Below are 24,267 nucleotides of genomic sequence, written 5' to 3'. Positions count from 1 at the left end.
GGCCGGCGTTGAGATGTCCCTCGACATGTCCGTGACCGCCCCTTCGCCGCCCTGGCGACCGCTCTCCTTCTCCGCTCTTGCCGAATGGCCGGTTGTCGATCCGACACCGGCCTTTCTGGCGTTTGCACGCTCCGCCCCGGCGCTCGTGAAGCCGGACGCGGCCTCCGCCGCCGCGCCCTTGCGCCCGGCCGCGGAGGCCGCGCTGCGCGCACCGGCAAAGGACGGGGCGGAGGCGCGGCGCTTCTTCGAGCGCTTCTTCCGTCCCTGGCGGCGGGAAGGGGCTCAGACCGGTTTTCTCACCGGCTATTACGAGCCGGAGCTTCCCGCCTCGCGCACGCGCTCCGCCGCCTTTTCCGCTCCGCTCTACCGCGCCCCGGCCGATCTCCTGCGCCTTTCGCCCGACGCGCCGCTGCCGGACGGGCTGAAGGAGGCGCAGGGCTTCGCGCGGGTGGACACCGACACCGGCCGCCTTTCGCCCTATCCCGACCGGGCGGCCATCGAGGCCGGGTTTCTGGAGGGCCGGGGGCTGGAACTCGTGTTCCTCGCCGACCCCGTCGAGGCCTTCTTCGTCCATGTCCAGGGCTCGGCCCGGCTGCGGCTGCCGGACGGCGAAACGATGCGCGTGGGCTATGCCGCCAAGAACGGCCATCGCTTCACTGCCATCGGCCGCGTTCTGGTGAATGAAGGCGAACTGCCGCTGGAGGGCGCCGACATGGCGGGCATTCGCCGCTGGCTCGCCGCCCATCCCGAACGCGCGGCGGGGCTGATGCGGCGCAACCGCTCCTTCATCTTCTTTCGCGAGATCGAGGGCGCGGAGGCCGAGGCCGGGCCGATCGGGGCGCAGGGCGTTGCGCTGACGCCGCTCGCTTCGCTCGCGGTGGACGCCGTGCTGACCCCCTACGGCACGCCGATTCTGGTAGACGCGCCGACGCTTCCAGTGGAGGGCGCGCCCTTTCACCGGCTCGTGGTGGCGCAGGACACCGGCTCGGCCATCACCGGCCCCGAGCGCGGCGATCTCTTCACCGGGTCGGGCGAGGCCGCCGGGGCTCTGGCCGGCACGATCCGCCATCCCGCGCGCTGGACCGTGCTGCGCCCGGCGGGCGAGGAGGCTGGGCGATGAAGAAGCGCCGCTCCCGCTCGCTTTCCACCGAGGAAACCCGGCTCTGGGTCTCGATCGCGCGCACCGCAACGCCGCTCAAGGGCAAGAGCGCGCCCGCGCTGCCGCCGGAGGAGCCCGCCCCCGCTCAGGCCCAGCCGAGCTTTCCGTCCGCGAGCTTCCCGCCTGCGAGCTTCTCCCCGCCGCCGCGCCAGGACACCGGCCTTCCCGCCGCCTGGAGCGCGCCGCCCTATAGCCCCGTTGGCAACCCGCCCTCGCCCGCCACGCGCCTGCCGCCGCTGCACCCGATCGAGCGCCCGACGCGGCGCAAGATCGGCAAGGGTCGCATCGCGCTGGACGACCGGATCGACCTGCACGGGCAGACCGAGGCGGCGGCGCATGGCGTGCTTCTGTTCTTCCTGCGGCAGGCGCAGGCGCGCGGGTTTCGTCACGTTCTCGTCATCACCGGACGCGGTGCCTCCTACGGCTCCACCGGCACGTTGAAGCGCGCCATGCCGCACTGGTTCTCGACCGGCGAGTTCCGCTCGCTGGTCGCGGGCTACGAGCCGGCGGAGCGCGGCCATGGCGGCGAGGGCGCCTTCTATGTCCGGGTGCGCCGGCCATGACCCCTTTCGGCGAAAAACTGCGTGAGCTCAGGCGCGAGCGAGGGGTGACCCAAGGCCAGATGGCGGCGGCGCTGCGCGTGTCCTCCGCCTATCTCTCGGCGCTGGAGCACGGCCGGCGCGGACGCCCGAGCTGGGATTTCCTCCAGCGCGTCATTACCTATCTCAACGTGATCTGGGACGATGCCGAGGAGCTTCAGCGCCTCGCGGCCCTGTCGCATCCCAAGGTCTCGGTCGACACCGGCGGCCTCAGCCCCGAGGCGACGGCGCTCGCCAACCGCCTGTCCGAAACGGTCGCCATCCTCGCGCCGGAGGACATTTCGGCACTGCTCGCCCAGCTGGAAGAAGCCGCCGCCCGCGCCGAGGCGCTGCGCCGGGCCAAGCGCCAGCGGCGCTGAGGCCTCGCAACGGGCTTGCGAGCAAGCCGGCCCCGCCCTCGTGTTTCGCCTCGGGGCGAGGGCTAGCTGACCAGCCTCCACCCTCGTCTCAAACGCCTGCGCCGCAACGAGACATGAAGCCGCATCCCGTACGCGTGATGCAACCGCCGCGTCCATCTCTCGTTAGCCCGCTGCATCGTTTTCCGCGCCGCATGACGCGTGCCGGACCTGGGCGGGACATCACTCATGGATCCTCACGGCGTCATTCCTCGCGCTGGCCGGCGCGCCCGTTTGCGAACCGCGCTTCTTCTCGGTGCGCTGGTTCTGGCCGGGCCGGCGCTGGCCCAGGGTCAGGCGGGTGGCCAAGGGGGCGGCCAAAGCGGGGGGCAGAGCGGCGAGGCGCAGGCCGGTTCCGACGAGAAGGGCCCCGGCTTCGACCTGCCGCTGATCGGCCGTGTCGGCCTGCCCGGCTTCATGGCGGGCTGGTTCGGCAAGGAGGAGAAGGATTCCGGCGGTGCGCAGCAGGCCGGCAAGCAGGGCGGCCAGAGCGGCGAGCCGCCCGCCGTGATCGTCCAGACGGTCGAGACGCGCGCGGTCGGCGACACGTTCGAATTCATCGGCACGATCCAGCCGATCGAGAAGGTCGGCGTGCGCGCCCGCGTCGAGGGCTATATCCAGGACGTCGCCTTTGCCGGCGGGCAGAGCGTGAAGCAGGGCGATCTCCTGTTCCAGATCGAGCCCGCGCAATACGAGGCGGCGCTGCGCGCGGCCGAGGCGCAGCTTTCCGGAGCCGAGGCGACGCGCAACCAGGCCCAGCGCAACTACGACCGTCAGAACGAACTGGTGCGCTCCGGCGTCACCGCCCGGGCGACGCTTGAGGACGCGACCGCGAGCCTCGAAAACGCGCAGGCGCAGTATCTCCAGGCCGATGCGGCGGTGACGCAGGCCCGGCTCGACCTCTCCTACACCCGCATCACGGCGGCAATCGACGGCGAGATGTCGGCCCCGCTCATCACGCGCGGCAACTACGTCTCCTCCACCACAGGGGATCTGGCGACGCTGACGCAGATGAACCCGATCTGGGGCGTGTTTCCGATCGGCGAGGGCCAGCTCGTCACCTGGCAGCGCGTCGGCCCGCAGCAGGCCGACGACGCGCCGATGGCCGAGAACCGCCCGAACGGGCAGGCCGGCGGCGGCGGAGCCGAGGCGCAGGGCGATGCCGGCGGCGGCGAGATGGTGGCCTCCAGCGAGATGACGTCCTCTACTGAGAACAGCGGCGACGCGCCGATCGCCTCCGCCAGCGGCACCGGCGCGGCCGGCGCGCCGCCCTTGCCGCAAGGCGCGCAAAACGTGGACGCTGCCGCCAACGCCTCCGACAACGGGCTCGCCAGCGCCTATCGCCTGCAGCTGCGCCTGCCCAACGGCGCGCTCTACGAGCCGCCCGGCCGCTTCGACTTCGTCGGCAACACCGTGAACGCCACCACCGGCACGGTGGAAGCGCGCATCCGCTTTCCCAATACCGGCGACTTCCTGCTCGCCAACCAGAACGTGACGCTGACCGCCAGCGAGCGCAATCCGCCGATTCTGCCCGTGGTGCCGCAGGCGGCGATCCAGTTTTCGCGCGAGGGGCGCGCGGTGCTTCTGGTCAAGCCCGACAACACCGTCGAGCGCCGCCCGATCGAGATCGGCCGCACGATCGACAATGCGAGCGCCGTCACCAAGGGTCTCGAAGGCGGCGAAACGTTGGTGCTGCGCGGCGCGGCCAGCGTCAAACAGGGCACGAGCGTGCGCCCCGTGACGCAGGAACAGGCCGAGGCGGAAGCCAAGACGCGCCGCCAGAACCGGCCGCAGGGCGGCGCGGAAGGCCAGGGCAGCGAGGGCCAGGGCGGCAAGGACCAAGGCGGCAAGGGGCAGGGGAGCAAGGCGCAGGGCGGTGAAGGCCAGGGCGGCGCGGGCAGCCAGGATGGCGGCTCCGGCACGGCCGCCGGCCAGAATTCCGGCTCGGGCTCGTCCGCGCGATGATCTCCGACATCTTCATCCGCCGCCCGCGCCTGGCCGGGGTCATCTCCATCGTCGTGGTGCTGGCGGGGCTGCTCGCCATCCTCGTCCTGCCGATCTCGCAATATCCCGAGATCACGCCGCCGACGGTCAGCGTCTCGGCCAACTATCCCGGCGCCGATTCCACCGTTCTCGCCCAGGCGGTGGGCGATCCGCTGGAGCGCGCCATCAACGGCGTCGAGAACATGACCTATATGTCCTCGACCTCGACGGATTCGGGCACCTATTCGCTCTCCATCACCTTCGCCATCGGCACCGACCCCGACATCGCGCAGGTCAACGTGTCGAACCGCGTCCAGCTCGCCACCGCCCAGCTGCCCGAGGCGGTGACGCGCCAGGGCGTGACCGTGCGCTCGCGCTCGCCGAACTTCCTGATGGCGGTGTCCTTCTTCTCCGAAGGCGGCCAGCTGTCCACGATCGACATCGGCGCCTTCCTCTCCTCCGACGTGGTGTCGGCTCTGCAGCGCGTGGAGGGCGTTGGCGACGCCAACGTCATCGGCAATTCCGACTATTCCATGCGCGTCTGGACCGACCCCGCCCGCATGGCGGCGCTTTCCATCTCGCCCGCCGACATCACGGCGGCGATCGCGGCCGAGAACCTGCCGGCCTCCACCGGCCAGATCGGCGGCGCGCCCGCGCCGGACGGCCAAGCGCTGGTCTACACCATCACCTCGCAAGGCCAGCTGAACACGGCCGAGCAGTTCCAGAACATCGTGGTGCGGGCCGAATCCTCGGGCGCCATCGTGCGGTTGAAGGACGTGGCGCGCGTCGAGCTCGGCTCGGAGAGCTACGCCGTCAACACCTATGTCCGCGACAATCCCGGCAAGACGATCCAGATCAACCAGGCGCCGGGCGCCAACGCGCTGCAGACCGTCACCGCCATCCGCGCCGAGCTGGAGCGGCTTCAGGGCACGTTCCCGCAAGGGATGCAGTACGAGATCATCTACGATTCCACGCAGTTCGTGGACGCCACGATCCACGAGATCGTGCTGACGCTCGCCATCACCGCCGCGATCATCGTGATCGTGGTCTTCGTCTTCCTTCAGGATTGGCGCTCGACGCTGATCCCCGCGCTCGCCATTCCCGTCTCGCTGGTCGGCACCTTCGCGGTGTTGCTCATGATCGGCTTCACCATCAACGTCATCACGCTTCTGGCGCTGATCCTGGCCATCGGCCTCGTGGTGGACGACGCCATTCTCGTGGTGGAAAACGTCCAGCGCGTCATGACAGAGCGCAAGATCGAGCGCGTCGAGGCGACGCGCATCGCCATGCGCGAGATCACCGGGCCGATTGTCTCGACGACGCTGGTGCTGCTCGCCGTGTTCCTGCCCACGACCTTTCTGCCCGGCCTGTCGGGCCAGCTCTATCGCCAGTTCGGCATCGCGCTGTCGGTTTCGATGGTGCTGTCCTCCATCGTCGCGCTGACGCTGACGCCCGCGCTCACCGCCGCCATGCTGCGCCCGCCCACCGCCGCCTGGGGGCCGCTGCGCTGGTTCAACGCGGGGCTCGACAAGACCCGCAACGCCTATGCCCGCTCGGTCGGCTTTCTCGTGCGCCGCGTGCTTCTGGCGCTCGGCGTCCTGGCGCTCGGCTTTGCGGTCGCCTTCGTCTCCTTCGTCAACCTGCCCTCCACGCTGCTGCCGGACGAGGACCAGGGCGCGATCCTCTTCGACGTGTCGCTCCCCGATGGCGCCTCGCTCCAGCGCACCACGGAGGCGATGCTGGAGATCGGCGACATCCTTCAGGAGACGGAGGGCGTGAAGGCCTATGTGCTGAACGCCGGCTATTCGCTGCTCCAGTCCTCGCAGCGCGCCTCCGGAGGTCTCGGCATCGTTACGCTCACCCCCTGGGGCGAGCGGCGCGATCTGTTCGAGATCCTCGGCGAACTGACCGGGCGCTTCGCCGCCATTCCGGGCGTGCAGGTCGCCGCCTTTCCGCCGCCGCCGATCCCCGGCCTCGGCTCGGTCGGCGGCTTCACCTTCGAGCTTCTGGCGCAGGGCGGACAGGACCCCGGCGAGGTGGCGCAGGTGGCGAGCGCCTTCGTCGCGGCGGCCAACGAGCGGCCGGAGATCGGAACCGCGCGCACCACCTTCTCGGCCGACGTGCCGCGCCTTTACCTCAAGATCGACCGCGACCGGGCCGAGACGCTGGGCCTCTCCGTCTCCGACATCTACGCCGCGGTCGGCGGTGCGATGGGCGAGACCTATGTGAACCAGTTCATATACGAAGGGCAGATCTTCCAGGTGCGCCTTCAGGCGGAGGCCGACGCGCGGGCCAAGACGGCCGATATCGGCAATCTCTACGCCAAGAACGCGAGCGGCGAGATGGTGCCGCTGCGCTCGGTGGTGACCGTCGACACGACCTTCGGCCCCTATTCCGTGCCGCGCTTCAACCTCTTCACCGCGCCGCAGATCACAGGCCAGCCGGCGGCTGGCTATTCCTCCGGCGCCGCGCTGACAGCGCTGGAGGAGGTGGCCCGCGACACGCTGCCGCCGGGCTACAGCTACCAGTTCTCCGGCACGTCCTATCAGGAGCGGCAGGCGGGTTCGGTCACCTTCGTCGCCTTCGGCCTCGCCTTCGTCTTCGCCTATCTCTTCCTGGTGGCGCAGTACGAAAGCTGGCTCCAGCCGCTCACCGTCATGCTCTCCATCGCCATTGCGGCGGCGGGCGCGGCGGGCGCCCTGGCGCTGTTCGGGCAGACCTCCAACATCTATTCGCAGATCGGCATGGTGATGCTGATCGGCCTTGCCGCCAAGAACGCCATCCTGATCGTGGAATTCGCCAAGGAGCGGCGTGAGCTGGACGGGATGGAGATCACCGAGGCCGCGATCATGGGCGCGCGCCAGCGCTTCCGCGCCGTGCTGATGACCGCGCTCGCCTTCATCCTCGGCCTCGTGCCGCTCGTGGTGGCGAGCGGGGCGGGCGCGGCGGCGCGCAACTCCATCGGCATCGCCGCCATCGGCGGCATGCTGGCGGCGACCTTCATCGGCATCTTCATCGTGCCGGCGCTCTTCGCCCTGTTCGAGCGGCTGGGCGAGGGGCGCGGCGGCAAGTTCTGGGGCCGAGAGAAGAACCGCACGAAGAACCGGCGCGACCCGCAGGAGCGCCTGCCCTGGCATTTCGGTGAAAAGCCGGACGCGACCGCCGCCGCCCCCGCCGAATGAACCAAAGCCGGACGAACGAAAGCCGCATGAGCCAAGGCCGCAGGAACCAAGCCCGTCGAAGGGCGCGCGCATGAGGGAGCGCGCCTCGCTTCTGCCGCACAAGCGCTCGGCCGCGACCTTGGCGCAGCGCCAGCTTCGCGACTGGGTTTCGCCACTGGGGCACGGCGCGCCCAAGCCGGCGCCCCGCCACGGGCCGCACCGCCCGGCGCCGGCGAGCCCCCGCAGCATCGCCGTGGTCGGCAACGCCCCGGAGGCGGGGCGGATCGGCCCCTTGGTGGACCGGGCGGACTGGGTGCTGCGCTTCAACAACGCGCAAGGCTTCGGCGCCGCGACGGGCCAGCGCGTGACGCATCTCTTCCTGATGAATTTCGGCGGGCAGACGCGGGAATGGCTGGCGGAGGAGGGCTTTCACCGCCGGCCCGCCGTCGCGCGCGCGCAAGGCTTCGTCCTCCCCATCGACCCCGGCCGGGACGAGCGCCGCCAGCCGACGCCGACGCGGGCGAAATGGCAGGGTGGCGAGCAGGATTGGACGCCTGAGCTCGCCCAGCGTCTGGGGCTGCATCGGCGCCCCGCCTGGCTCCTGAACGACCCGCTCTTCCACGCGGCCGGAGACGCGCTGCGCCGCCACGGCGCGGCGCGCGAGGCCGTGCCGAGCACGGGCTTTCTCGCCCTGTTCTGGCTGACGCGCCATCTCGGTGGGCGGCGGGTGCCCGTCCATGTCCACGGGTTCGGCTTCGCCGGCTGGGAAGGCCATGGCTGGGACGCGGAGCGATGCTGGGCCGAGGGGCAGGCGCGGCGAGGGCTGCTGCGGCTTCATCCGCTGCCGCCGAACTGACGGGCGCTTGGGCGGCGACCACCATCCTTCCTCGCAAGGAGAAGTTGGTATGAGAGATGGCCGCTAAGCGTGCGGCCGCTCCGCTGCCGCATCCGCGCCGCTAGCCGTCAGGGCGCAGGAAAAATCTTGCGCAGATCGTCGAGCTTCTCGTTCACCAGCCAGCCGTAGTAATTCTCTTCCGGCATCCGGGGGGCCTGACCGTTGCTCTTCCGGCGGATGTTCTCGGCCTTCAGGCGGCGCGCGCGGGTGATGGGGTCGCCGACATTGTAGAGCGTCGCGGTGACGCCGGGGTTCTTGGAAATGTCGAAGCCGGCGATGTCGCGATATTTGTCGATCGAGGAGCGGATCACCGCCGCCATGTAGTGAAGCGACTTGTCGGGGTCCATGATGGCGGCGTAGACCTCGCCCGCCTGACCCATGTCGATGTCGGGATAGCCCGACACGCGATGCACGATGTCGGACACGGCGAGCGCCGTCATCGGGTTGATCTGGCCGAGGCCGAAGGTCTGGCCGGCATAATAGGGCTGGAAGAACACCGCGCCGAAGCGATTGTCGGGGTAGGAGCGCCCGTCCACCGTCTTGCCCCGGAAGCTCTGTTCGAAGACCTGCTCGCGGCAGCTCCAGAGCGCCTCGTCGCCGCGCGCGCTCTTGCAGCGCTCGAATTCCGGCCGAGCCACGAAGCTCTCGACCGACTCGCCCTTGTAGGAGAAGTCGATGCCGGAGTTCAGGTACGACATGGCTTTGACGTAGTAGGTCTGCAGCCGGTCCAGCGCGTCGACATTGAACGTGTGCTCGCCGACCAGGGCGCCCGCGATGTGGATGGGATCGATGCCGTAGAGCCTCGCCGCCGAGCGGATCTTGGTCTGGAGATCGCGATTGGTCGCCAGAAGCTCGCGGATCTTCTTGTATTTGGCGTCGAAATTGCCGCCCGTCGCGGCCGTGCGCGTGTAGGAAAAGCTCGGAATGGCTGGCTGCGTCGCGTTCCGATTGCCGGGCGGCACGGTGACGACTGACTGCGCCTGGGCGGGGTGGACCAAGAGAAAGCCCGCCAGAACAGCGGCGAGAAAACGGGACATGGAACGACCTTCGAACGGGAAGGCCCCCGCATAGGCCGGCAATTGCGGTCAGCGTGAGGCGATCGCGGCCGTCTTAACGCATGTCCGCGCGCAGGACCACGACGCCGGGCGGCTTTTGAGCCAAGCGTGTCACACGTGAAACACTTCCCTCCGACGCAGCACGCTGTTCAGGCGTAGCGCGTGGGCACCGCCGTCAGCGACTTCACCGTCTCCATGGAGATGAAGGCCGACATGTCGGCCAGACTCACCTTGGAGACGAGGCGCTTGTAGATCGTGTCGTAATGCTCGACATTCGGGAGAACGATCTTGAGGATGTAGTCGACATTGCCCGTCAGCCGATGCACCTCCACGATCTCGGGGATCGCGTTCACCGCCTGGTGAAACTCCTCCAGCCAGCCCTTTTCGTGCCGCGCCGTCTTCACCAGAACGAAGATCGTGGTGGGCAGGTTGATGCGACGCCGATCCACCAGCGCGACGCGGCGGGCAATATAGCCCTCGTCCTTCAGCCGCTGGATGCGGCGCGAGCAGGCCGAGGGGGACAGGGCGAGCCGTTCGGCAAGGTCGGCGACCGAGCGGTCGGCATCGTCCTGCAGGAGCGTCAGAAGCTGGTGGTCGCGATCGTCGAGCATGAAGCCGTGATGCACGGGTTTTGGGTCTCGCGCAACAAGTCGGCGCGAAGGGCGAGGATGGCGCCGAAATCGTGCGACGGAGGGCGAAGGGAGCGGGGAAAAACGCATCCCGCATTCGGAGCTCCGGCGTCATGCTGGAGGGGTGATTTGACGGGAGACTTGAGATGAAGTGCATCGGGCTGATCGGCGGCATGAGCTGGGAATCCACGGCGACCTATTATCGCCTGCTCAACGAGGCGGTGCGCGGCGCGCGCGGCGCGCTCGCCTCCGCCGAGGTGCTCCTGCATTCGCTGGACTTCTCCGCCGTCGTCGCGTTGCAGAAGGCCGGGCGCTGGGACCTCGCCGCCGAACTGCTGGCCACAAGCGCCCAGCGGCTGGAGCGCGCGGGCGCCGACTGCGTCCTGATCTGCACCAACACGATGCATCTCGTCTCGGCCGAGGTGCAGGCCGCCGTCGCGATCCCGCTGATCGACATCATCCGCGAGACCGGCGCGACGATCAAAGCCGCCGGCCATAGCCGTCCGCTTCTGCTCGCCACGCGCTACACGATGGAGCACGGCTTCTATGCCGAGCGAATGGAGGCCGAGACCGGCTTCCGGCCGCTCGTGCCGGACGAGGCGGACCGCGCTCTGGTTCATCGCGTGATCTTCGAGGAACTGTGCGCCGGCCATGTCGACCCCGCCTCGCGCGTCGCCTTCGAGGCCGTGGTGGAGCGTGGCCGCGCGGCCGGCGCCGACAGCGTCATTCTCGGCTGCACCGAGATCGGGCTTCTCGTGCGCCCGGACGCTTTGTCCCTGCCGGGCTTCTGCTCCACCGAGATCCATGCCGCCGCCGCCGTGCGCTTCGCACTGGAGGAGCGTCACCAAACCGTCACCCGCCCGGCGGAAGCCCAGCTTCGCGAACGCGTTGCAGCATAGGATCGGCGCACGCCTTCGAAGCGGGGCGTAGGGCTTTCGTCCGACGGCGTCCCGCTCCATCCGGCCGCGCGATAAGCGTCGGCCGGTGCCCATGCCGCATTCGCCTTGGATCGCCCGCCCATGTGCCGCCTGCTCGCCTATTCCGGGACGCCGCTTTTTCTGGAAGATCTTCTGATCCGCCCGGAAGGCTCGCTTGTGTCGCAATCCATGGCGGCGCGCGAGGCGCGCACGGTGGTGAACGGCGACGGCTGCGGCCTCGGCTGGTATGGCGAGCGGCCCGAGCCCGGGCTTTATCGCGGCATCCTGCCGGCCTGGTCGGACGCCAATCTCACCTCGCTCTGCCGGCAGATCCGCTCCGGCCTGTTTCTCGCCCATGTGCGGGCGGCGACGAGCGGCGGCGTGTCCACCTCCAATTGCCATCCCTTCGCGCACGGCCAGCAGCTCTTCATGCACAATGGCCAGATCGGCGGCTATGCCGGCCTGCGCCGCCGCGTGGAGGCGATGATTTCGGACGCGCTCTATCCCTCGCGCAAGGGCACCTGCGATTCCGAAGCGATCTTTCTGGCCGCGCTGAGCCGCGGGCTGGAGAGCGACCCGGTCGCCGCCTTTCGCCAGACGCTGAGCGAGATCGAGGCGTTGCGCGGGTTTGCGAGCGAGGAGCCCGTGCGCTTTGCCGCCGTGCATTCCGACGGCGAGCGGCTCTTCGCCTTCCGCTGGGCGAGCGACGACCGGCCGCCCTCGCTTTATGCGCGGGTCGAGGGCGACAGCGTTCTCGTCGCTTCCGAGCCCTGCGGCAACAATCCGCAGGGCTGGCAGGCCATCCCGCCCGGCAGCGTGCTGGAGGCCGACCGGTCGGGCCGCGTCTTCCTGCGCCCCTTCGCGGTGGACGCCGCGCCCTCCAGCGGCGCAGTGCGGGCCGCTTGAGGCGGCCCTTCGCGAGCGGTTAGGCCAGCGCGCGGTTGCGCGTCTCGACGCCGATGCGCGTCACCGCCACGGCCGCGATCAGAAGCAGCGCGGCGTAGAGGCCGAGCGCGCCGGCAAAGCTTGCCGCCATGACCGGGGCGAGCAGCGAGGGCGCGGCCAGACCGCCGAGGCGTGCCATGGCGCCGGCGCTGCCCATGCCCGTGGCGCGAAGCTCGGTCGGGTAGAGTTCGGGCGTGATGACATAGAGCGCGCCCCAGGTGCCCAGCAGTGCGAAGCTCATGAGAAGCGTCGCGCCCGTCACTACGGCGGGGCTGAGCCCCAGCCCGTAGAGGCCGCAGCCGAGGGCGCTTAGCACGAGAAAGCCGATCAGCGTCGGCTTGCGGCCCCAGCGCTCCACGCCATAGGCCGCCAGCGCATAGCCGGGGATCTGCGCCAGGGCGACCAGCACCAGGAACAGGTGCCCGCGCACGAAGCCGAAGCCCTGGCCGGCGAGCTGGACGGGCAGCCAGACGAAGACGCCGTAATAGCTCATCGACACGAGCAGCCAGACCGCGAGGATCGGCACGGTGACGCCGCGCAGCGCGGCCGAGAAGATCGAGCCGCCCGGGCGCTGGACGGGAAGCGTCAGCTCGCCCTCGGGCAGCGTGGTGCCGTTGGCCTCGGCCATGGTCTGAAGGATGGCGCGCGCCTCCCCCTGCCGCCCCTGGCGCAGGAGATACATCGGCGACTCCGGCACCCAGAAGCGGATGAAGAGGCCAATGATCGCCGGCAGGCCGGTGAGGAGGAACAGGACGCGCCAGGGCTCGGCCGCCCCGCTCGACTGGACGGCCAGCGCGGCGAGGGCCACCAGCACCGTGCCGGGCGCCCAGGCGCCTTCCAGCATGACCAGCCAGCGCCCGCGCCGGGCGGCGGGCAGGAACTCCGCCATCATGGCGTAGTCCACCGGCAGCGTGCCGCCGACGCCGAGCCCGGTGAGGAAGCGCAAGGCCAGAAGCCAGGTGAAGTCGGGCGCGAAGGCCGAGGCGATGCCGAAGACGGCGTCGATGAGGATTGTGATGATCAGGACGCGCCGACGCCCGATCCGGTCCGCCAGCCGCCCGAAGGCGAAGGCGCCGACCAGCATGCCGAGAAAGAACAGCGTTCCCGTCTGCAGTGCCTCTGGCACGGAAATCCCGAAACTCGCCGCGATGGAGGGGGCGGTGAAGCCGATGGCGAGCACCTGCATGGCATCAGCCGCCCAGACCAGGGCGAAGGTGAGGAGCAGGCGCGTCTGGAAGCGGCCGGTGCCGACGGCCTCCAGCGCGGTTTCGAAAGAGAGGGCTCTGGGCATGGGCTCGGACCAGGAAGGCGCGCGCGGCGCGGGACAGGGCGCTGATTTGGTTCGCCCTTCGCGGCTGCGTCAAGGGACCGCAGCGCGATAAGCCGAGCCGACCACACGCCGCAGCCGGGAGATCGGCCTCGGCGGGGCCGGCTTGAAGCTTCGTTCAATCCCGATCGACCGAGGCCGCACCCGCCGCGTTTCCTGGCGCTTGAAGCAATGACGGGGATGTCGGCGGTGCCTCCCGCAAGGCGCGAACCCGCCCCGTCCGGCAAAGAACGCGGCCGCTAGATCGGTCCCTCAAAACAGAAAAAGCCGCGCCCTTTCGGACGCGGCTCCTCATGCGGACAGGGATCGAGGCGGCGTCAGAGAATGAAGCGCGACAGGTCCACGTTCCCGGCGATGCCGTCCAGCGCCTTGCGAACATAGGCAGCGTCGACGCGGTAGCTCTCGCCGCCCTTGTCGGGCGCCTCGAAGGAAATGTCGTCCAGCACGCGCTCCATCACCGTCTGGAGCCGGCGGGCACCGATATTCTCCACCGTGCCGTTCAGCGACACGGCGAGATCGGCGATCGCGTCGATCGCGTCGTCGGTGATCTCGAGATCGACGTTCTCCGTCTTCATCAGGGCGATATACTGCTTGATGAGCGAGGCTTCCGTCTCGGTCAGGATGCGACGGAAATCGTCCTTCGTCAGCGCGCGCAGCTCGACCCGGATCGGCAGGCGGCCCTGCAACTCCGGCAGGAGGTCGGACGGCTTGGCGACATGGAAGGCGCCGGACGCGATGAAGAGGATGTGGTCGGTCTTCACCGGCCCGTGCTTGGTGGCAACCGTCGTGCCTTCCACCAGCGGCAGGAGATCGCGCTGCACGCCCTCGCGGCTGACGCCGGCGCCGCCGCCCATCCCGTCCTTGTTGGCGATCTTGTCGATCTCGTCCAGGAACACGATGCCGTTGTTCTCCACCGCCGCGATGGCGTCGGCGATCAGAGCCTCGTTGTCGAGAAGCTTGTCGGACTCCTCGCCGATCAGGAGATCGTAGCTTTCCTTGACCGTTGTGCGGCGCGTCTTGGTGCGCCCGCCCATCGCCTTTCCGAACATCTCGGACAGGTTGAGAACGCCGATATTGGCGCCGGGCATGCCGGGAATGTCCATGCCGCCGAGCGGGTTGGACGTGTCGGCCACCTCGATGTCGATTTCCTTCTCGTCCAGCTCGCCGGCGCGCAGGCGCTTGCGGAAACTGTCGCGCGTGGCGGGGGAGGCGGTCTTGCCGACGAGGGCTTCGAGCACGCGCTCCTCGGCGCCTGCATGGGCCTTGGCCCGCACCTCGGCGCGCTTCTTCTCGCGCACCAGCCCGATGCCGATCTCCACGAGATCGCGCACGATCTGCTCGACGTCGCGGCCGACATAGCCGACCTCGGTGAACTTCGTCGCCTCGACCTTCAGGAAGGGCGCGCCGGCCAGCTTGGCGAGGCGGCGCGAGATCTCGGTCTTGCCGACGCCCGTCGGCCCGATCATCAGGATGTTCTTGGGGCTCACCTCTTCGCGGAGCGAGCCTTGAAGCTGCTGGCGGCGCCAGCGGTTGCGCAGGGCCACGGCCACCGCGCGCTTGGCTTCGCGCTGCCCGATGATGTGGCGATCGAGTTCGGAAACGATCTCGCGGGGGGAAAAGTCGGTCATTCTGGTCAGCAATCTCGTGCTCGTCGCCGATCGGATCAGCGGGGAAACGCAGCGCAAAGATGGGGAGGAGATCGCCCGAACGCCAGAGGCGGCGTTTCATCTCCGCCGCGGGCCGCATCACGAAGGGCGGCGCCTTGGCAAATCCTTCGGGCGCCGGGGCTTCGATCCTTTCCCGCCGATCTCTACGGGAATGCCGCGCCTCGCTCCTTACGAAGGGACGAGAGTCCTCCTCATAGGGGCCTCGCAGGGCGCTCGCGCGGAGGCAGAGCGACCATGCTTTGCCGTCTGTGTCATTAAAGCAATTCTAACCAACCGACGTGATCGTGAGAAATTTTGTGGCTCGGCGGGGGTCGAACCGTGTCAAATTTGCGATTAAGTAAGCCGAAGAGTTGGGGGGTGCGCGGTGCGTCCCGCCACCGCGCGGTTTTCTGCGGAAGGGATCGCCATGCGCTTCACAGTCTCGCTTTCCGGTCGTCTCCAGGGAGACGCACGGGCGCAATGACGGTGGCGCTCGGCTCGATCATTCAGCTCACCCCGCGACCGTGGACGACGGAAGGTCTGTCAGCCAGCCTGGCGATGGTGGCGGCGGCCTCCGGATTTTCCCATTTCGCTCTTCTGTCCATTCCCTCGACCGACGAGGCGGGGGCCGAGATGCGGCTCGTCCTGTCCAACTGGAACGAGGAGTTCCGGCGCGGCTTCGAGCGGCATGGGCTGAACCGCTACTCCCCCGTTCTGCGCGCCCTGCGGGGCGGCGTCCTGCCGCTCGTCTGGGATGCCGAAACGCTCTACGGCTACGATCCCGACGATCCCGACATGGAGCCGCAGGCGCGCTTTCTCGGTGCCAGCGGAACGCTGTCGGGCGTCTACTGCCCCGTTCACGGGCTGACGGGGTTCAACGGGGTTCTCTGCTTCTTTGGCCCCGGCCCGCCCATCGACGAGGCGAAGGCCGATGCGCTGCATCTGGTCGCCTTCGCCGCCTTCGGCATGATGAGCTGCATCCGCTTCGAGGAGAACCGGCGCAACAACCCGTTGACCGGGCGCGAGCGGGACTGTCTGAAGCTCGCCATGCTGGGCAAGACCTCGTCGGAGATCGGCACGATCCTGAAGCTCTCCGAGCACACGATCTCGCAATATCTCACCTCCGCCACGCGCAAGCTCGACGCCTCCAACCGCACCCACGCCGTGGCCCTCGCGGCCCAGCTCGGCTACCTCTCCTAAAAGAATGGAGCTTCGCCCCGGCGTGCACCTGTTTCCCGCCCATCTGGCGCGGCCGGCGCAGGAGGAACTGCTGGGCGAGGTTCGGGCCATGGTCGCGGCCGCGCCGCTCCTGCGCCCCGAAATGCCCGGCACCGGCCGGCCCTTTTCCGTGCGCATGACCAATGGCGGCCCGCTCGGCTGGGTGTCGGACCGCAAGGGCTATCGCTACCAGCCGACCCATCCGGGGACCGGCGCGCCCTGGCCGCCGATCCCGGCCCGTCTCCTCCGGCTCTGGGAGGAGGTGGCCGACTGGCCGGTTCCGCCCGACGCCTGCCTCGTCAACTTCTACGACGAGACGGCGCGGCTCGGCCTGCATCAGGACCGGGACGAGGAGGACCTGCTGGCCCCCGTCCTGTCCGTGTCGCTGGGCGACGAGGCGGTGTTCCGGCTGGGCGGGCTGGAGCGGGGGGACCCGACGCGCTCGCTACGGCTTCGCTCGGGCGACGTTCTCGTGCTCGGCGGGGCGGGGCGCCTGTGCTTCCACGGCGTGGACCGCATCCTGCCGGGCAGCTCGACCCTTCTGCCGAAGGGCGGACGGATCAATCTCACGCTGCGGCGGGTTCGCCCGCACTGACCGCGCGCGCCCCGCGCCAGAGCGAGGCGACGGGCTCGGTGGCGAGGTCGGGCTTGGCGTCGCCGATGAACACGAGCACCGGGCCGGGCTCGCGCTGATCGGGGTCGTAGAAGTCGAGAAGACCGGGATGCCGCTTCTGGAAGAAGTCCGGCACGATGGCGCGCTCGCGCAGGAGATGGTCGATCACCACCTGGTCGCCATGCACGGCGTTGGGCACCGGGCCGCAGGAGCCCGGCTGCATCCAGCGCTGCGGATCGGCGCAAAACCGCTCGTGAACGAAGCCCAGCGCATCGCCCTCCCAGCGTAGGAGCGCGCTCGACACGCGCCCTTTGTGGAAATGGTCCTCCATGGCGCAGAGGCCGGGCTCGGTGAGCGCGGCGGCGTCGCCCGAGATCACCGTGTCGAGATCGCACAGAACCGCCGTTCCTTGCACGAGGCCGGGGCGCAGCGCCTCCATCTTGGACCACCAAACCGGCCAGTCCTGGCTAAGCGGCACGCGCTCGACGCCCTCGATCGAAAACGCCATGTCGGAAAGGCAGAGGCAGCGCGAGAAACCCGGCGCATGCCGGCGGGCGCCTGCCCAAAGCCGCTCCACCCAGAGGGGCGTGTAGCGGCCGCCGCCGCGCAGAACCATAACCAGTGTCGCCATCAGCGCCCGCCCGTTTGATCGTCAATCCGATGGCCGATCCGCATATTGTCTCCTGCCGCCTGGCTCCCCCAGCGAGATAGGGCCGGGCGACGGACGTCAGCTGCGACAAAGACGCCGGTAAGCCGGCAAAGCTGATGATGGAACGGGTCGTCAGGCCTCGCAAGCGGCGGAGACCACCGTGCGGTTTCGGCCGGTGCGCTTGGCGCTGTAGAGCGCCTGATCGGCCCGCGAGTAGAGGTCCGCCAGCTGGTCGCCGGGGCGGATCGGCGTCAGGCCCGCCGAGCAGGTGACGATATGGGCGGGATCCTCCGCCAAAAGGTTCGGCCGGCTGATCGCCGCCAGTACATGGGTCAGCGTCGCTTGGCCCTCCTCCAGCGTCACATGCGGCAGGATCAGCATGAACTCCTCGCCGCCCAGCCGCCCGAACGCATCGCAGGTGCGCAGAACGGCCGGGATGCGACGCGCGATCTCCACCAGCACGGCGTCGCCGGTGGAATGGCCAAACCGGTCGTTGATCTGCTTGAAATGGTCGATGTCCAGAAGGCTGAGGCAGCCCATCGGGGCGTCGGCGGGGCACCCGCGCTCCAAAAGCGCGGCGAGGGCCGACATGACGTAGCGCCGGTTCGATATGCCGGTCAACTCGTCCGTGTGCGCGAACTTCCAGGCGATGTCGCGCTCCTGCCGAACCTGACGGCCCGAGGAGTGCTGGTGGGTGACGTCGCAGGCGACGAACAGCATCCAGCCGTCCGGCAGGGTGGATTCGGTGATCGCCAGCCAGCGCCCGTCCATGAGATCGGACTCGATGATCATGCTCGGCTTCGTGCCGCGACGCGACAGGCAGGAGGAGAGCCAGTGCTCGAAATCGGGATGCGACACGCAGGAGCCGCGCTTGGCGTGGTAGTTGCGCCGCATCAGATCGGTCCAGAGCGGCGTCTCGTCCGGCTCGACGAAATAGGTTCGTCGATAGGCGGCATTGGCATAGACGAGGCGGCCGACGGGATCGTAGATCCCGACCAGCGCGTCTGTCTGGCCCGCCAGAGCCATGAGTCGATCGCTCATATCGAGCATGAAAGATCCTGTGCGAAGCCCGCCCGGCCGGCTTCTAAATCCAAGGTTCTAATAGCTGGCTAAAATCAAGGCACGCTATGATCAAATAACCTGAGATTATACGTTCGGACTTTCATGGCAGGCCGGTTGCAAAAGGGCGAGGCGCACGGCTGGGCCGTCGCGAAACGAGCGCTGGATACCCAGCAGGGGCCATCGCTAGAAAAGGCGCGTGCTGCTGCCTTCGGGCCGAACGGGCGTGGCCCGGCCCGTCAAGGAATTGTCCGTCGCGAGACGGAGGCACCGGCCTAGCGGGCCGGTGCTGGTTTGTCGGGGGATACGGAGCCTGTCAGCTTCTCGCCGCCACGGGGAGGAACTGGTAGGCCCAGGTTTCCGTCAGGATCTTGTCGCCCTCGCGCAGGAAGAGGCGCAGTTCCACCGGCTCCGCGCCCTCCGCCGCGACGTCGAACGTGACGCGCCAGGCCGTTCCGACCTTGACCGAATAGGCGTCGATATTGCTGAGCGTGCCGCGCGAGGCGGAAACCACGGGCTTCACGCCCTTTTCGAACCGGTCGAGCCCGGCCACGAGCCCGCCGTCGAAATCCACCACGACCTTGGTGACGCCCGCCGGGCGCGCCTGTCCCGCCACGCCTCCACGCCCGAGGCGCGTCGAGACGACCTTGCCGACATCGCCGGGATAGGGCTCCCCATTGGCCCAGTGCAGGACGTAGTCGACGCTCACCGCGTCACCCTTCTTCACGGGCTTGGCGGAGAGCCAGTAGGCGGCGATGTTGTCGTGGATCTCGTCGTCGGTCGGGATTTCCACGAGCTGCACCGCGCCCGGACCCCAATCGCCCTTGGGCTCGACCCAGACGCTGGCGCGGCGCTCGTAGAACACGCCGTCGTCCTCGTAGTTCTCGAAGTTGCGGTCGCGCTGCAGGAGGCCGAAGCCCTTGGGCGCGTCCGAGGTGAAGGTCGAGGTCATGACGTTGTTGGGGTTGTTCAGCGGGCGCCAGATGCGCTCGCCCGTGCCCGTCCACAGCGCCAAGCCGTCGGAATCGTGGACCTCCGGCCGCCAGTCGACCCGGCGCAGCTTGTCGGTCTCGGAATACCAGTACATCGAGGTCAGCGCCGCGATGCCGAAGCGGCCGATGTCCTCGCGCGCGAAGTAGCGCGCCTGGATGTCCATGACGATCGGCCCGCCCTTCTTCACGTCCATGCGCAGGACGCCGGCGACGCGGGGCGAGTTGAGCGCGCAGGTGATGACGAGGCGCCCGTCGACCGAGGGCTCCAGATAGAAGTCGGTGAAGCGCGGGAACTCCTCGGGCGTCGGCGTCGCCACGTCGATGGCCAGCGCGCGCGCCGACATGCCGAACTGGTTGTCCTCGCCGGACGTGCGAAAATAGGCCGCGCCCAGGAAGGCCAGCCAGTCCGCATCGGAATTGGGCTCCAGAACGCGGAAGCCGGCGAAGCCGATGTCGGAGGGCAGTTCCTTGGCCGGGCTGTCGTCGGGAATGGAGAAGAGCTTGGGATCGTAGCGCAGCGTGCGCGCCTGCCCGTTCTCCACGACATGGATGCCGACCGGCAGCTTGAAGTAGCGGCCGAGATGGAAGAAGCGGATCGGCGCCTTGCCGTCGTTGAGCTGGAGCGTGTTCTCCGGCTTGAACTTGATGCGCCAATGCTGGTCGAAGTCGATCCGCTCCAGCGTGTCGGCCGCGCGCGGCACTTCGGGCACATAGGGCTGGGCGGCCAGCTGGCGCGCCTGCTCCACCAGCTGGTCGAAGGAGAAGGGCTTGGGCGCGTCGAAGGCGAGGCCCGATTCCTGCGCCAGCGCCAGCCGCGTCTGGCTGGCCAGGCCGAGCGCGGCGAGCCCCATCATCAGGTCACGTCGGTTGAGGTCGATCGTCATGCGCGGTCAGTCCCTTTCGCCAGGTCGGGCGGCAGTAGGAGCGTTGGAGCGCTCCTGTCAACTCGAAGCCCCGTTTTACCGCTCTGCAAGATGGGCTTGGCGGGACGATGGTGAAGGCGCGGCCATAGGGTGTCATAGTCTGCACGCTCAGGAGCCCTTGCCGGCGCGATGCAACCCGAAGCCACCCTTGGCCGTCTTTCCCCTTCTGGCGGCACGCCCGCCCTGTTCTGTCAGCGAGCCTAGCGAAGGGACCCCGAGTGATGAAGCCATTCGAAGTGAGCTGGACGCCCGACCTGTTCGACACCGTGCGGGCGCGCGTCGCCGCCTATGAGTTCGCGCCCGCTCCTGACGGCGATGGGTGGACGACCGGCTCCGACCCCGCCTTCCTGCGCCGGCTGCAGGAGTATTGGCTGAACCGCTACGACCGTTCGGAGGCGCTGGAGCGGCTCAACCGCTTCTCGCAGTTTCGCGCCGTGGTGGACGGGGTCGGGCTGCATTTCGTGCATCTCCTGGGCGAAAGCGGCGGGCGGCGGCCGCTTCTGATGACGCATGGCTGGCCGGGCTCGTTTCGCGAGTTCTGGCGCGTCGCCGAGCCGCTGGCCTATCCCTCGCGCTTCGGAGGCCGCGCGGAGGATGCGTTCGACCTCGTCATTCCCAGCCTTCCCAATTTCGGCTTTTCCGACCATCCGTCCGAGACCGTGGACCAAGCGCGCACGGCCGACCTGTTCGACAAGTTGATGCGCGAGGTGCTGGGCTACAGGACCTATCGCGCCCATGGCGGCGACTGGGGCGCGCTCGTCACCTCGCTCCTGGCGCTGCGCCATTCCGAAAGCCTGGAGAGCATCCATCTCACCATGATCTTCCCCCAGCCCGCCGGCGGGCCGCAGGGCGAGGCGGAGACGGAATGGGCGAAGCGGATGGAGGGGATCGAGAAGGAACTCGGCGCCTATCGCCACCTGCAAGGCTCCAAGCCGCAGAGCCTGTCCTGGCTGGTGGGGAACGACCCGATGCGCCAGGCCAGTTGGATCGTGGAGCGCTACCACGACTGGTCGGACCGGCGCGAGCGGTCCTTCGAGGAGGTCTTCACGCTGGACGAGCTGATCGACACGGCGATGATCTACCACGCGACCGGCGCCTTCCACACGTCGATCCGCTACTACAGCGAGGCGATGAAGAAGGGGCTGCGGCAGTTGAAGCCGGGCGAGCGGGTCGAGGTACCGACCGCCTTCGCCTGCTTCCCCGGCGACCCCCTGCACCCCTGGCCGCCGCGCTCCTATGCCGAGCGGGCCTTTGCCGTGTCGCGCTGGACGCAGATGCCCCAGGGAGGCCATTTCGCCGCGCTGGAAGCGCCGGAGCTTTTGGTGGAGGATCTTCGGGACTGGGCCCGAAGCCCGGCCTGAACGGCGCGGGGGTAAGGGGGCAGGGGCTTTAGACTAGGAAAACGGGCGGTCCGCCAGCCAGTCACCGAGCGGCTCGCCCGGCGTCTCGTCCTCGCCCGTGGCCTCGTAGGCGGGATGGAAGCGCAGTCCGTAATGCTCCATGGAGCGCCAGATCACTTCGGCCTGACGGATGTCGCCCGTGCGCTCGACGCGAAAGGCGATCTCGCGCCCCGGCAGGACGCCCTTCGGAAGGCGGATCTTCGCGCCCGTCTCGGACATGTCGCGGATGTGAACGGACAGGATCGGGTCCGTGAGGCCAGCCGTGACCGAGCCCTGCCAGCACACCCGCCGCCGTGTCTTTTGCCTGCGCTCCAGCATGGGCTCTCCGCTTCACCGCCTGATCGAATCGTGAGTCTTCACAACTTGAGAATGAAGGTCTTAACGCCTGACTGGCAACCTAAACATTTCGTAAGGGTTAATCCGTCAGGCAAATCAGATGTTGCGCAGCGCCACCTCTTCCACGAGATGATCGCCGCCCTTGCGCAGGATCAGGTCGGCGCGCGGTCGCGTCGGCAGAATGTTCTCGTAGAGATTCTTGGCGTTGATCGTGGTCCAAAGCCGGTTGGCGACCTCCAGCGCGTCCTCTTCCGAGATCTTGGAATAGCGATGGAAGAAGGAGGATTCCTCGCGGAACGCCGTTTCGCGCAGGCGCATGAAGCGCGCGACATACCAGCGGTGCAGGTCCTCGATCTCTGCGTCGATATAGATGGAATAGTCGAAGAAGTCCGAGACGAAGGGCACGAACTTGCCGTCCTTGGGCATGTCGCGCACCTGAAGGACGTTCAGTCCCTCGAAGATCAGGATGTCCGGCTGGTCCACCGTGATGAGTTCGCCCGGCACGACATCGTAGACGAAATGCGAATAGACCGGGGCGGTGACATCGCGCGCGCCGGCCTTGAGGTCTGAGAGAAAGCGCAGGATCGCGCCGACATCGTAGCTCTCGGGAAAGCCCTTGCGCTGCATCAGCCCTTCGGCCTCCAGCACCGCGTTCGGGAACAGGAAGCCGTCGGTGGTGACGAGATCGACCTTGGGTGTTCCCGGCCAGCGCGCCAGAAGCTCCTTCAGGATGCGGGCCGTGGTGCTCTTGCCCGCCGCCACCGAGCCGGCAATGCCGATCACGAAGGGGGTCTTGGTCTGGTCCGAGCCGCGCAGGAAGCGCCGACGCTGGCGAAACAGGGTCTGCGAGGATTCCACATGCGCATAGAGCAAGCGCGACATGGCGAGATAGATGCGCTCGACCTCGCCGAGATCGATCCGGTCTCCCAGCGACCGCAGGCGCCGCACCTCGTCCTCGGCCAGCGTCAGGGCCTCGCGGCCGCGAAAGGTCGCCCATTCCGCCGCCGTGAAGAAGCGGTAGGGCGAATGCGCGGGGTTGGGCAGCCGCATGTCCATCACGCCGGGCGCGCCCCTTGCGAGCCCGGGCGCGTCCCTTGCGCGTCCGACTGTGCTTCCTGCGCGCTCGGCTGTGCGCCTTGCGAGCGCGAGGCCTTTTCCTGAAGGCCGGTCTGCGCCGTGCGGCGTTGCAGCTCCTCCATCACGCTGGCAAGCGGCAGGCCGCGCAGATGGAGCACCACGAGAAGATGGTAGAGGAGGTCGGCGGCCTCGCCGGTCAGCGCCGCGTCGTCTTCGGTCAGCGCCGCGATCACCGTCTCGACGCCCTCTTCCCCCAGCTTCTGCGCGGCCTTGGAAAGGCCCCGCGCCGCGAGCTTGGCGGTGTAGGAGGTGGGATCGTCCGAACGCGCACGCGCGGCGACGACGGTTTCGAGATCGGACAGCGTGAACATCGTCGAGGATTCCGGGGCAGGAGGGTCCGGGTCAGCGGGGCCGGGCGGCATGCGTGGTCGGCAGGCGGATCGTCGGCAAGGTCAGGCGGCGCGCGGCGCGGCCGGGGCCGCGTCGAGGCGCATGGGAATGCCTGCCCCGGCCATATGGTGCTTGGCCTCGGCGATCGTATAGGTGCCGAAATGAAAAATCGAGGCCGCCAGCACGGCCGCCGCGCCCCCTTGCAGGACGCCGGCGCTGAGATGCTCCAGCGAGCCGACGCCGCCCGAGGCGATCACCGGCACGCTCACCGCGTCCGCCACGGCGCGGGTGAGGCCGATGTCGAAGCCGGCCTTGGTGCCGTCGCGGTCCATCGAGGTCAGAAGGATCTCGCCCGCGCCGAGCGCGACCACGCGCCGGGCGAACTCCACCGCGTCGATCCCGGTCGCGGTGCGCCCGCCATGGGTGAAGATTTCCCAGCGCGGCGCGTTTTCAGGGCTCGCGACGCGCTTGGCGTCGATCGCCACGACGATGCACTGGTTGCCGAACTTGTCGGCCGCCTCGGCCACGAATTCGGGCCGCTTCACCGCCGCCGTGTTAATCGAGACCTTGTCGGCCCCGGCGAGCAGCAGCTTGCGGATGTCGGCGACCTCGCGCACCCCGCCCCCCACCGTCACCGGCATGAAGCAGGCTTCCGCCGTGCGGGCGACGACGTCGAAGATCGTCTCGCGATTGTCGGAGGAGGCGGTGATGTCGAGAAAGCAGAGCTCGTCCGCCCCGGCGGCGTCGTAGCGACGCGCAGCCTCCACCGGGTCGCCTGCGTCCACAAGGCCCTCGAAGTTCACGCCCTTGACCACGCGGCCGTCCTTGACGTCGAGACAGGGGATGATGCGGGCCTTCAGCGTCATCGGGCGAACCTTGGTCGGGCCGGCGCGGACGGG

At 68.7% G+C, this 24,267-nt stretch carries 21 protein-coding genes and 1 pseudogene; 11 read left to right on the top strand and 11 right to left on the bottom strand.

All coding sequences use genetic code 11. The features are described from left to right. Positions 1-25: 25 nt before the first annotated feature. From mltA to M673_RS02060, 6 genes are all read left to right on the top strand, one after another. Positions 26-1,120 (top strand): murein transglycosylase A, encoded by a 1,095-nt coding sequence (gene mltA / locus M673_RS02085; protein WP_082639586.1) that lies wholly within the window; start codon positions 26-28, stop codon positions 1,118-1,120. After that, positions 1,117-1,722: a Smr/MutS family protein gene (locus M673_RS02080; protein ID WP_061973213.1), complete on the top strand. Its 606-nt coding sequence runs from the start codon at positions 1,117-1,119 to the stop codon at positions 1,720-1,722. The genes mltA and M673_RS02080 overlap by 4 nt, the downstream gene beginning before the upstream one ends. Beyond that, positions 1,719-2,117 carry a helix-turn-helix domain-containing protein gene (locus M673_RS02075; protein WP_061973211.1) on the top strand — a complete coding sequence of 133 codons (399 nt, stop codon included), beginning with the start codon at positions 1,719-1,721 and terminating at the stop codon, positions 2,115-2,117. Before M673_RS02080 ends, M673_RS02075 begins: the two co-directional genes overlap by 4 nt. A gap of 225 nt (positions 2,118-2,342) precedes the next feature. Next, entirely contained in the window at positions 2,343-4,118 is a 1,776-nt protein-coding gene (locus M673_RS02070) for an efflux RND transporter periplasmic adaptor subunit (RefSeq protein ID WP_061973209.1), read from the top strand. Next, the gene (locus tag M673_RS02065; protein ID WP_061973208.1) at positions 4,115-7,318 is read left to right on the top strand and encodes an efflux RND transporter permease subunit; all 3,204 of its coding nucleotides are present in this window, start codon (positions 4,115-4,117) and stop codon (positions 7,316-7,318) included. Before M673_RS02070 ends, M673_RS02065 begins: the two co-directional genes overlap by 4 nt. 70 nt (positions 7,319-7,388) lie before the next feature. Continuing rightward, complete coding sequence (locus M673_RS02060; protein WP_061973206.1) at positions 7,389-8,153, top strand: glycosyltransferase family 29 protein; 765 nt, start codon at positions 7,389-7,391, stop codon at positions 8,151-8,153. Between the two features lie 107 nt (positions 8,154-8,260). Here the strand turns inward: M673_RS02060 and M673_RS02055 are convergent, their stop codons facing one another. Both M673_RS02055 and M673_RS02050 read right to left on the bottom strand, forming a co-directional pair. Further along, positions 8,261-9,229, bottom strand: coding sequence for a DUF1402 family protein (locus M673_RS02055; RefSeq protein ID WP_061973204.1), 969 nt, complete (start codon positions 9,227-9,229; stop codon positions 8,261-8,263). A gap of 167 nt (positions 9,230-9,396) precedes the next feature. After that, on the bottom strand, positions 9,397-9,858 hold the full coding sequence (locus M673_RS02050) for an Lrp/AsnC family transcriptional regulator (RefSeq protein WP_061977575.1): 462 nt from the start codon (positions 9,856-9,858) through the stop codon (positions 9,397-9,399). Positions 9,859-10,022: 164 nt separating this feature from the next. Between M673_RS02050 and M673_RS02045 the strand changes: the two genes are divergently transcribed. After that, complete coding sequence (locus M673_RS02045) at positions 10,023-10,775, top strand: aspartate/glutamate racemase family protein (RefSeq protein ID WP_061973202.1); 753 nt, start codon at positions 10,023-10,025, stop codon at positions 10,773-10,775. Between the two features lie 120 nt (positions 10,776-10,895). Beyond that, positions 10,896-11,699, top strand: a complete 804-nt coding sequence (locus tag M673_RS02040; protein WP_061973200.1) for a class II glutamine amidotransferase — start codon at positions 10,896-10,898, stop codon at positions 11,697-11,699. Between the two features lie 19 nt (positions 11,700-11,718). Here the strand turns inward: M673_RS02040 and M673_RS02035 are convergent, their stop codons facing one another. Together M673_RS02035 and hslU are read right to left on the bottom strand one after the other, a co-directional pair. After that, complete coding sequence (locus M673_RS02035; protein ID WP_061973198.1) at positions 11,719-13,029, bottom strand: MFS transporter; 1,311 nt, start codon at positions 13,027-13,029, stop codon at positions 11,719-11,721. A gap of 353 nt (positions 13,030-13,382) precedes the next feature. Then, a complete protein-coding gene (gene hslU / locus M673_RS02030; protein WP_061973196.1) occupies positions 13,383-14,693 on the bottom strand; it encodes an ATP-dependent protease ATPase subunit HslU in 1,311 nt (436 codons plus the stop codon). Between the two features lie 498 nt (positions 14,694-15,191). Here hslU and M673_RS02025 point away from each other — a divergent pair, with 498 nt between their 5' ends. Both M673_RS02025 and M673_RS02020 read left to right on the top strand, forming a co-directional pair. Next, entirely contained in the window at positions 15,192-15,911 is a 720-nt protein-coding gene (locus M673_RS02025; protein ID WP_061973194.1) for a helix-turn-helix transcriptional regulator, read from the top strand. Positions 15,912-15,915: 4 nt separating this feature from the next. Next, positions 15,916-16,524, top strand: coding sequence for an alpha-ketoglutarate-dependent dioxygenase AlkB family protein (locus tag M673_RS02020; protein WP_061973192.1), 609 nt, complete (start codon positions 15,916-15,918; stop codon positions 16,522-16,524). Here the strand turns inward: M673_RS02020 and M673_RS02015 are convergent. From M673_RS02015 to M673_RS02005, 3 genes are all read right to left on the bottom strand, one after another. Beyond that, on the bottom strand, positions 16,496-17,173 hold the full coding sequence (locus M673_RS02015; RefSeq protein WP_061973190.1) for a hypothetical protein: 678 nt from the start codon (positions 17,171-17,173) through the stop codon (positions 16,496-16,498). The genes M673_RS02020 and M673_RS02015 overlap by 29 nt on opposite strands. 150 nt (positions 17,174-17,323) lie before the next feature. Next, positions 17,324-18,241 carry a sensor domain-containing diguanylate cyclase gene (locus M673_RS02010; protein ID WP_244493184.1) on the bottom strand — a complete coding sequence of 306 codons (918 nt, stop codon included), beginning with the start codon at positions 18,239-18,241 and terminating at the stop codon, positions 17,324-17,326. 325 nt (positions 18,242-18,566) lie between these two features. After that, positions 18,567-20,126 carry a glucan biosynthesis protein gene (locus M673_RS02005; RefSeq protein WP_061973189.1) on the bottom strand — a complete coding sequence of 520 codons (1,560 nt, stop codon included), beginning with the start codon at positions 20,124-20,126 and terminating at the stop codon, positions 18,567-18,569. 260 nt (positions 20,127-20,386) lie between these two features. Between M673_RS02005 and M673_RS02000 the strand changes: the two genes are divergently transcribed. Beyond that, positions 20,387-21,526, top strand: a complete 1,140-nt coding sequence (locus tag M673_RS02000; protein WP_148639948.1) for an epoxide hydrolase family protein — start codon at positions 20,387-20,389, stop codon at positions 21,524-21,526. Positions 21,527-21,559: 33 nt separating this feature from the next. Here M673_RS02000 and M673_RS01995 read toward each other — a convergent pair whose 3' ends face one another. The 4 genes and pseudogenes from M673_RS01995 to hisF all read right to left on the bottom strand — a co-directional run bounded on the left by M673_RS01995 (position 21,560) and on the right by hisF (position 24,234). Then, complete coding sequence (locus tag M673_RS01995) at positions 21,560-21,883, bottom strand: PilZ domain-containing protein (RefSeq protein WP_061973185.1); 324 nt, start codon at positions 21,881-21,883, stop codon at positions 21,560-21,562. A gap of 114 nt (positions 21,884-21,997) precedes the next feature. Beyond that, positions 21,998-22,957, bottom strand: coding sequence for a type I pantothenate kinase (gene coaA / locus M673_RS01990; RefSeq protein WP_061973183.1), 960 nt, complete (start codon positions 22,955-22,957; stop codon positions 21,998-22,000). 77 nt (positions 22,958-23,034) lie between these two features. Beyond that, positions 23,035-23,349, bottom strand: a pseudogene (locus M673_RS01985) (phosphoribosyl-ATP diphosphatase); the annotation flags it as partial. Between the two features lie 81 nt (positions 23,350-23,430). Next, positions 23,431-24,234 (bottom strand): imidazole glycerol phosphate synthase subunit HisF, encoded by an 804-nt coding sequence (hisF, locus tag M673_RS01980; protein WP_061973180.1) that lies wholly within the window; start codon positions 24,232-24,234, stop codon positions 23,431-23,433. Positions 24,235-24,267: the final 33 nt, after the last annotated feature.

The sequence above is a fragment of the Aureimonas sp. AU20 genome, assembly GCF_001442755.1.
Lineage (GTDB): Bacteria > Pseudomonadota > Alphaproteobacteria > Rhizobiales > Rhizobiaceae > Aureimonas.
This window is presented reverse-complemented; position numbering and strand designations above follow the sequence as displayed.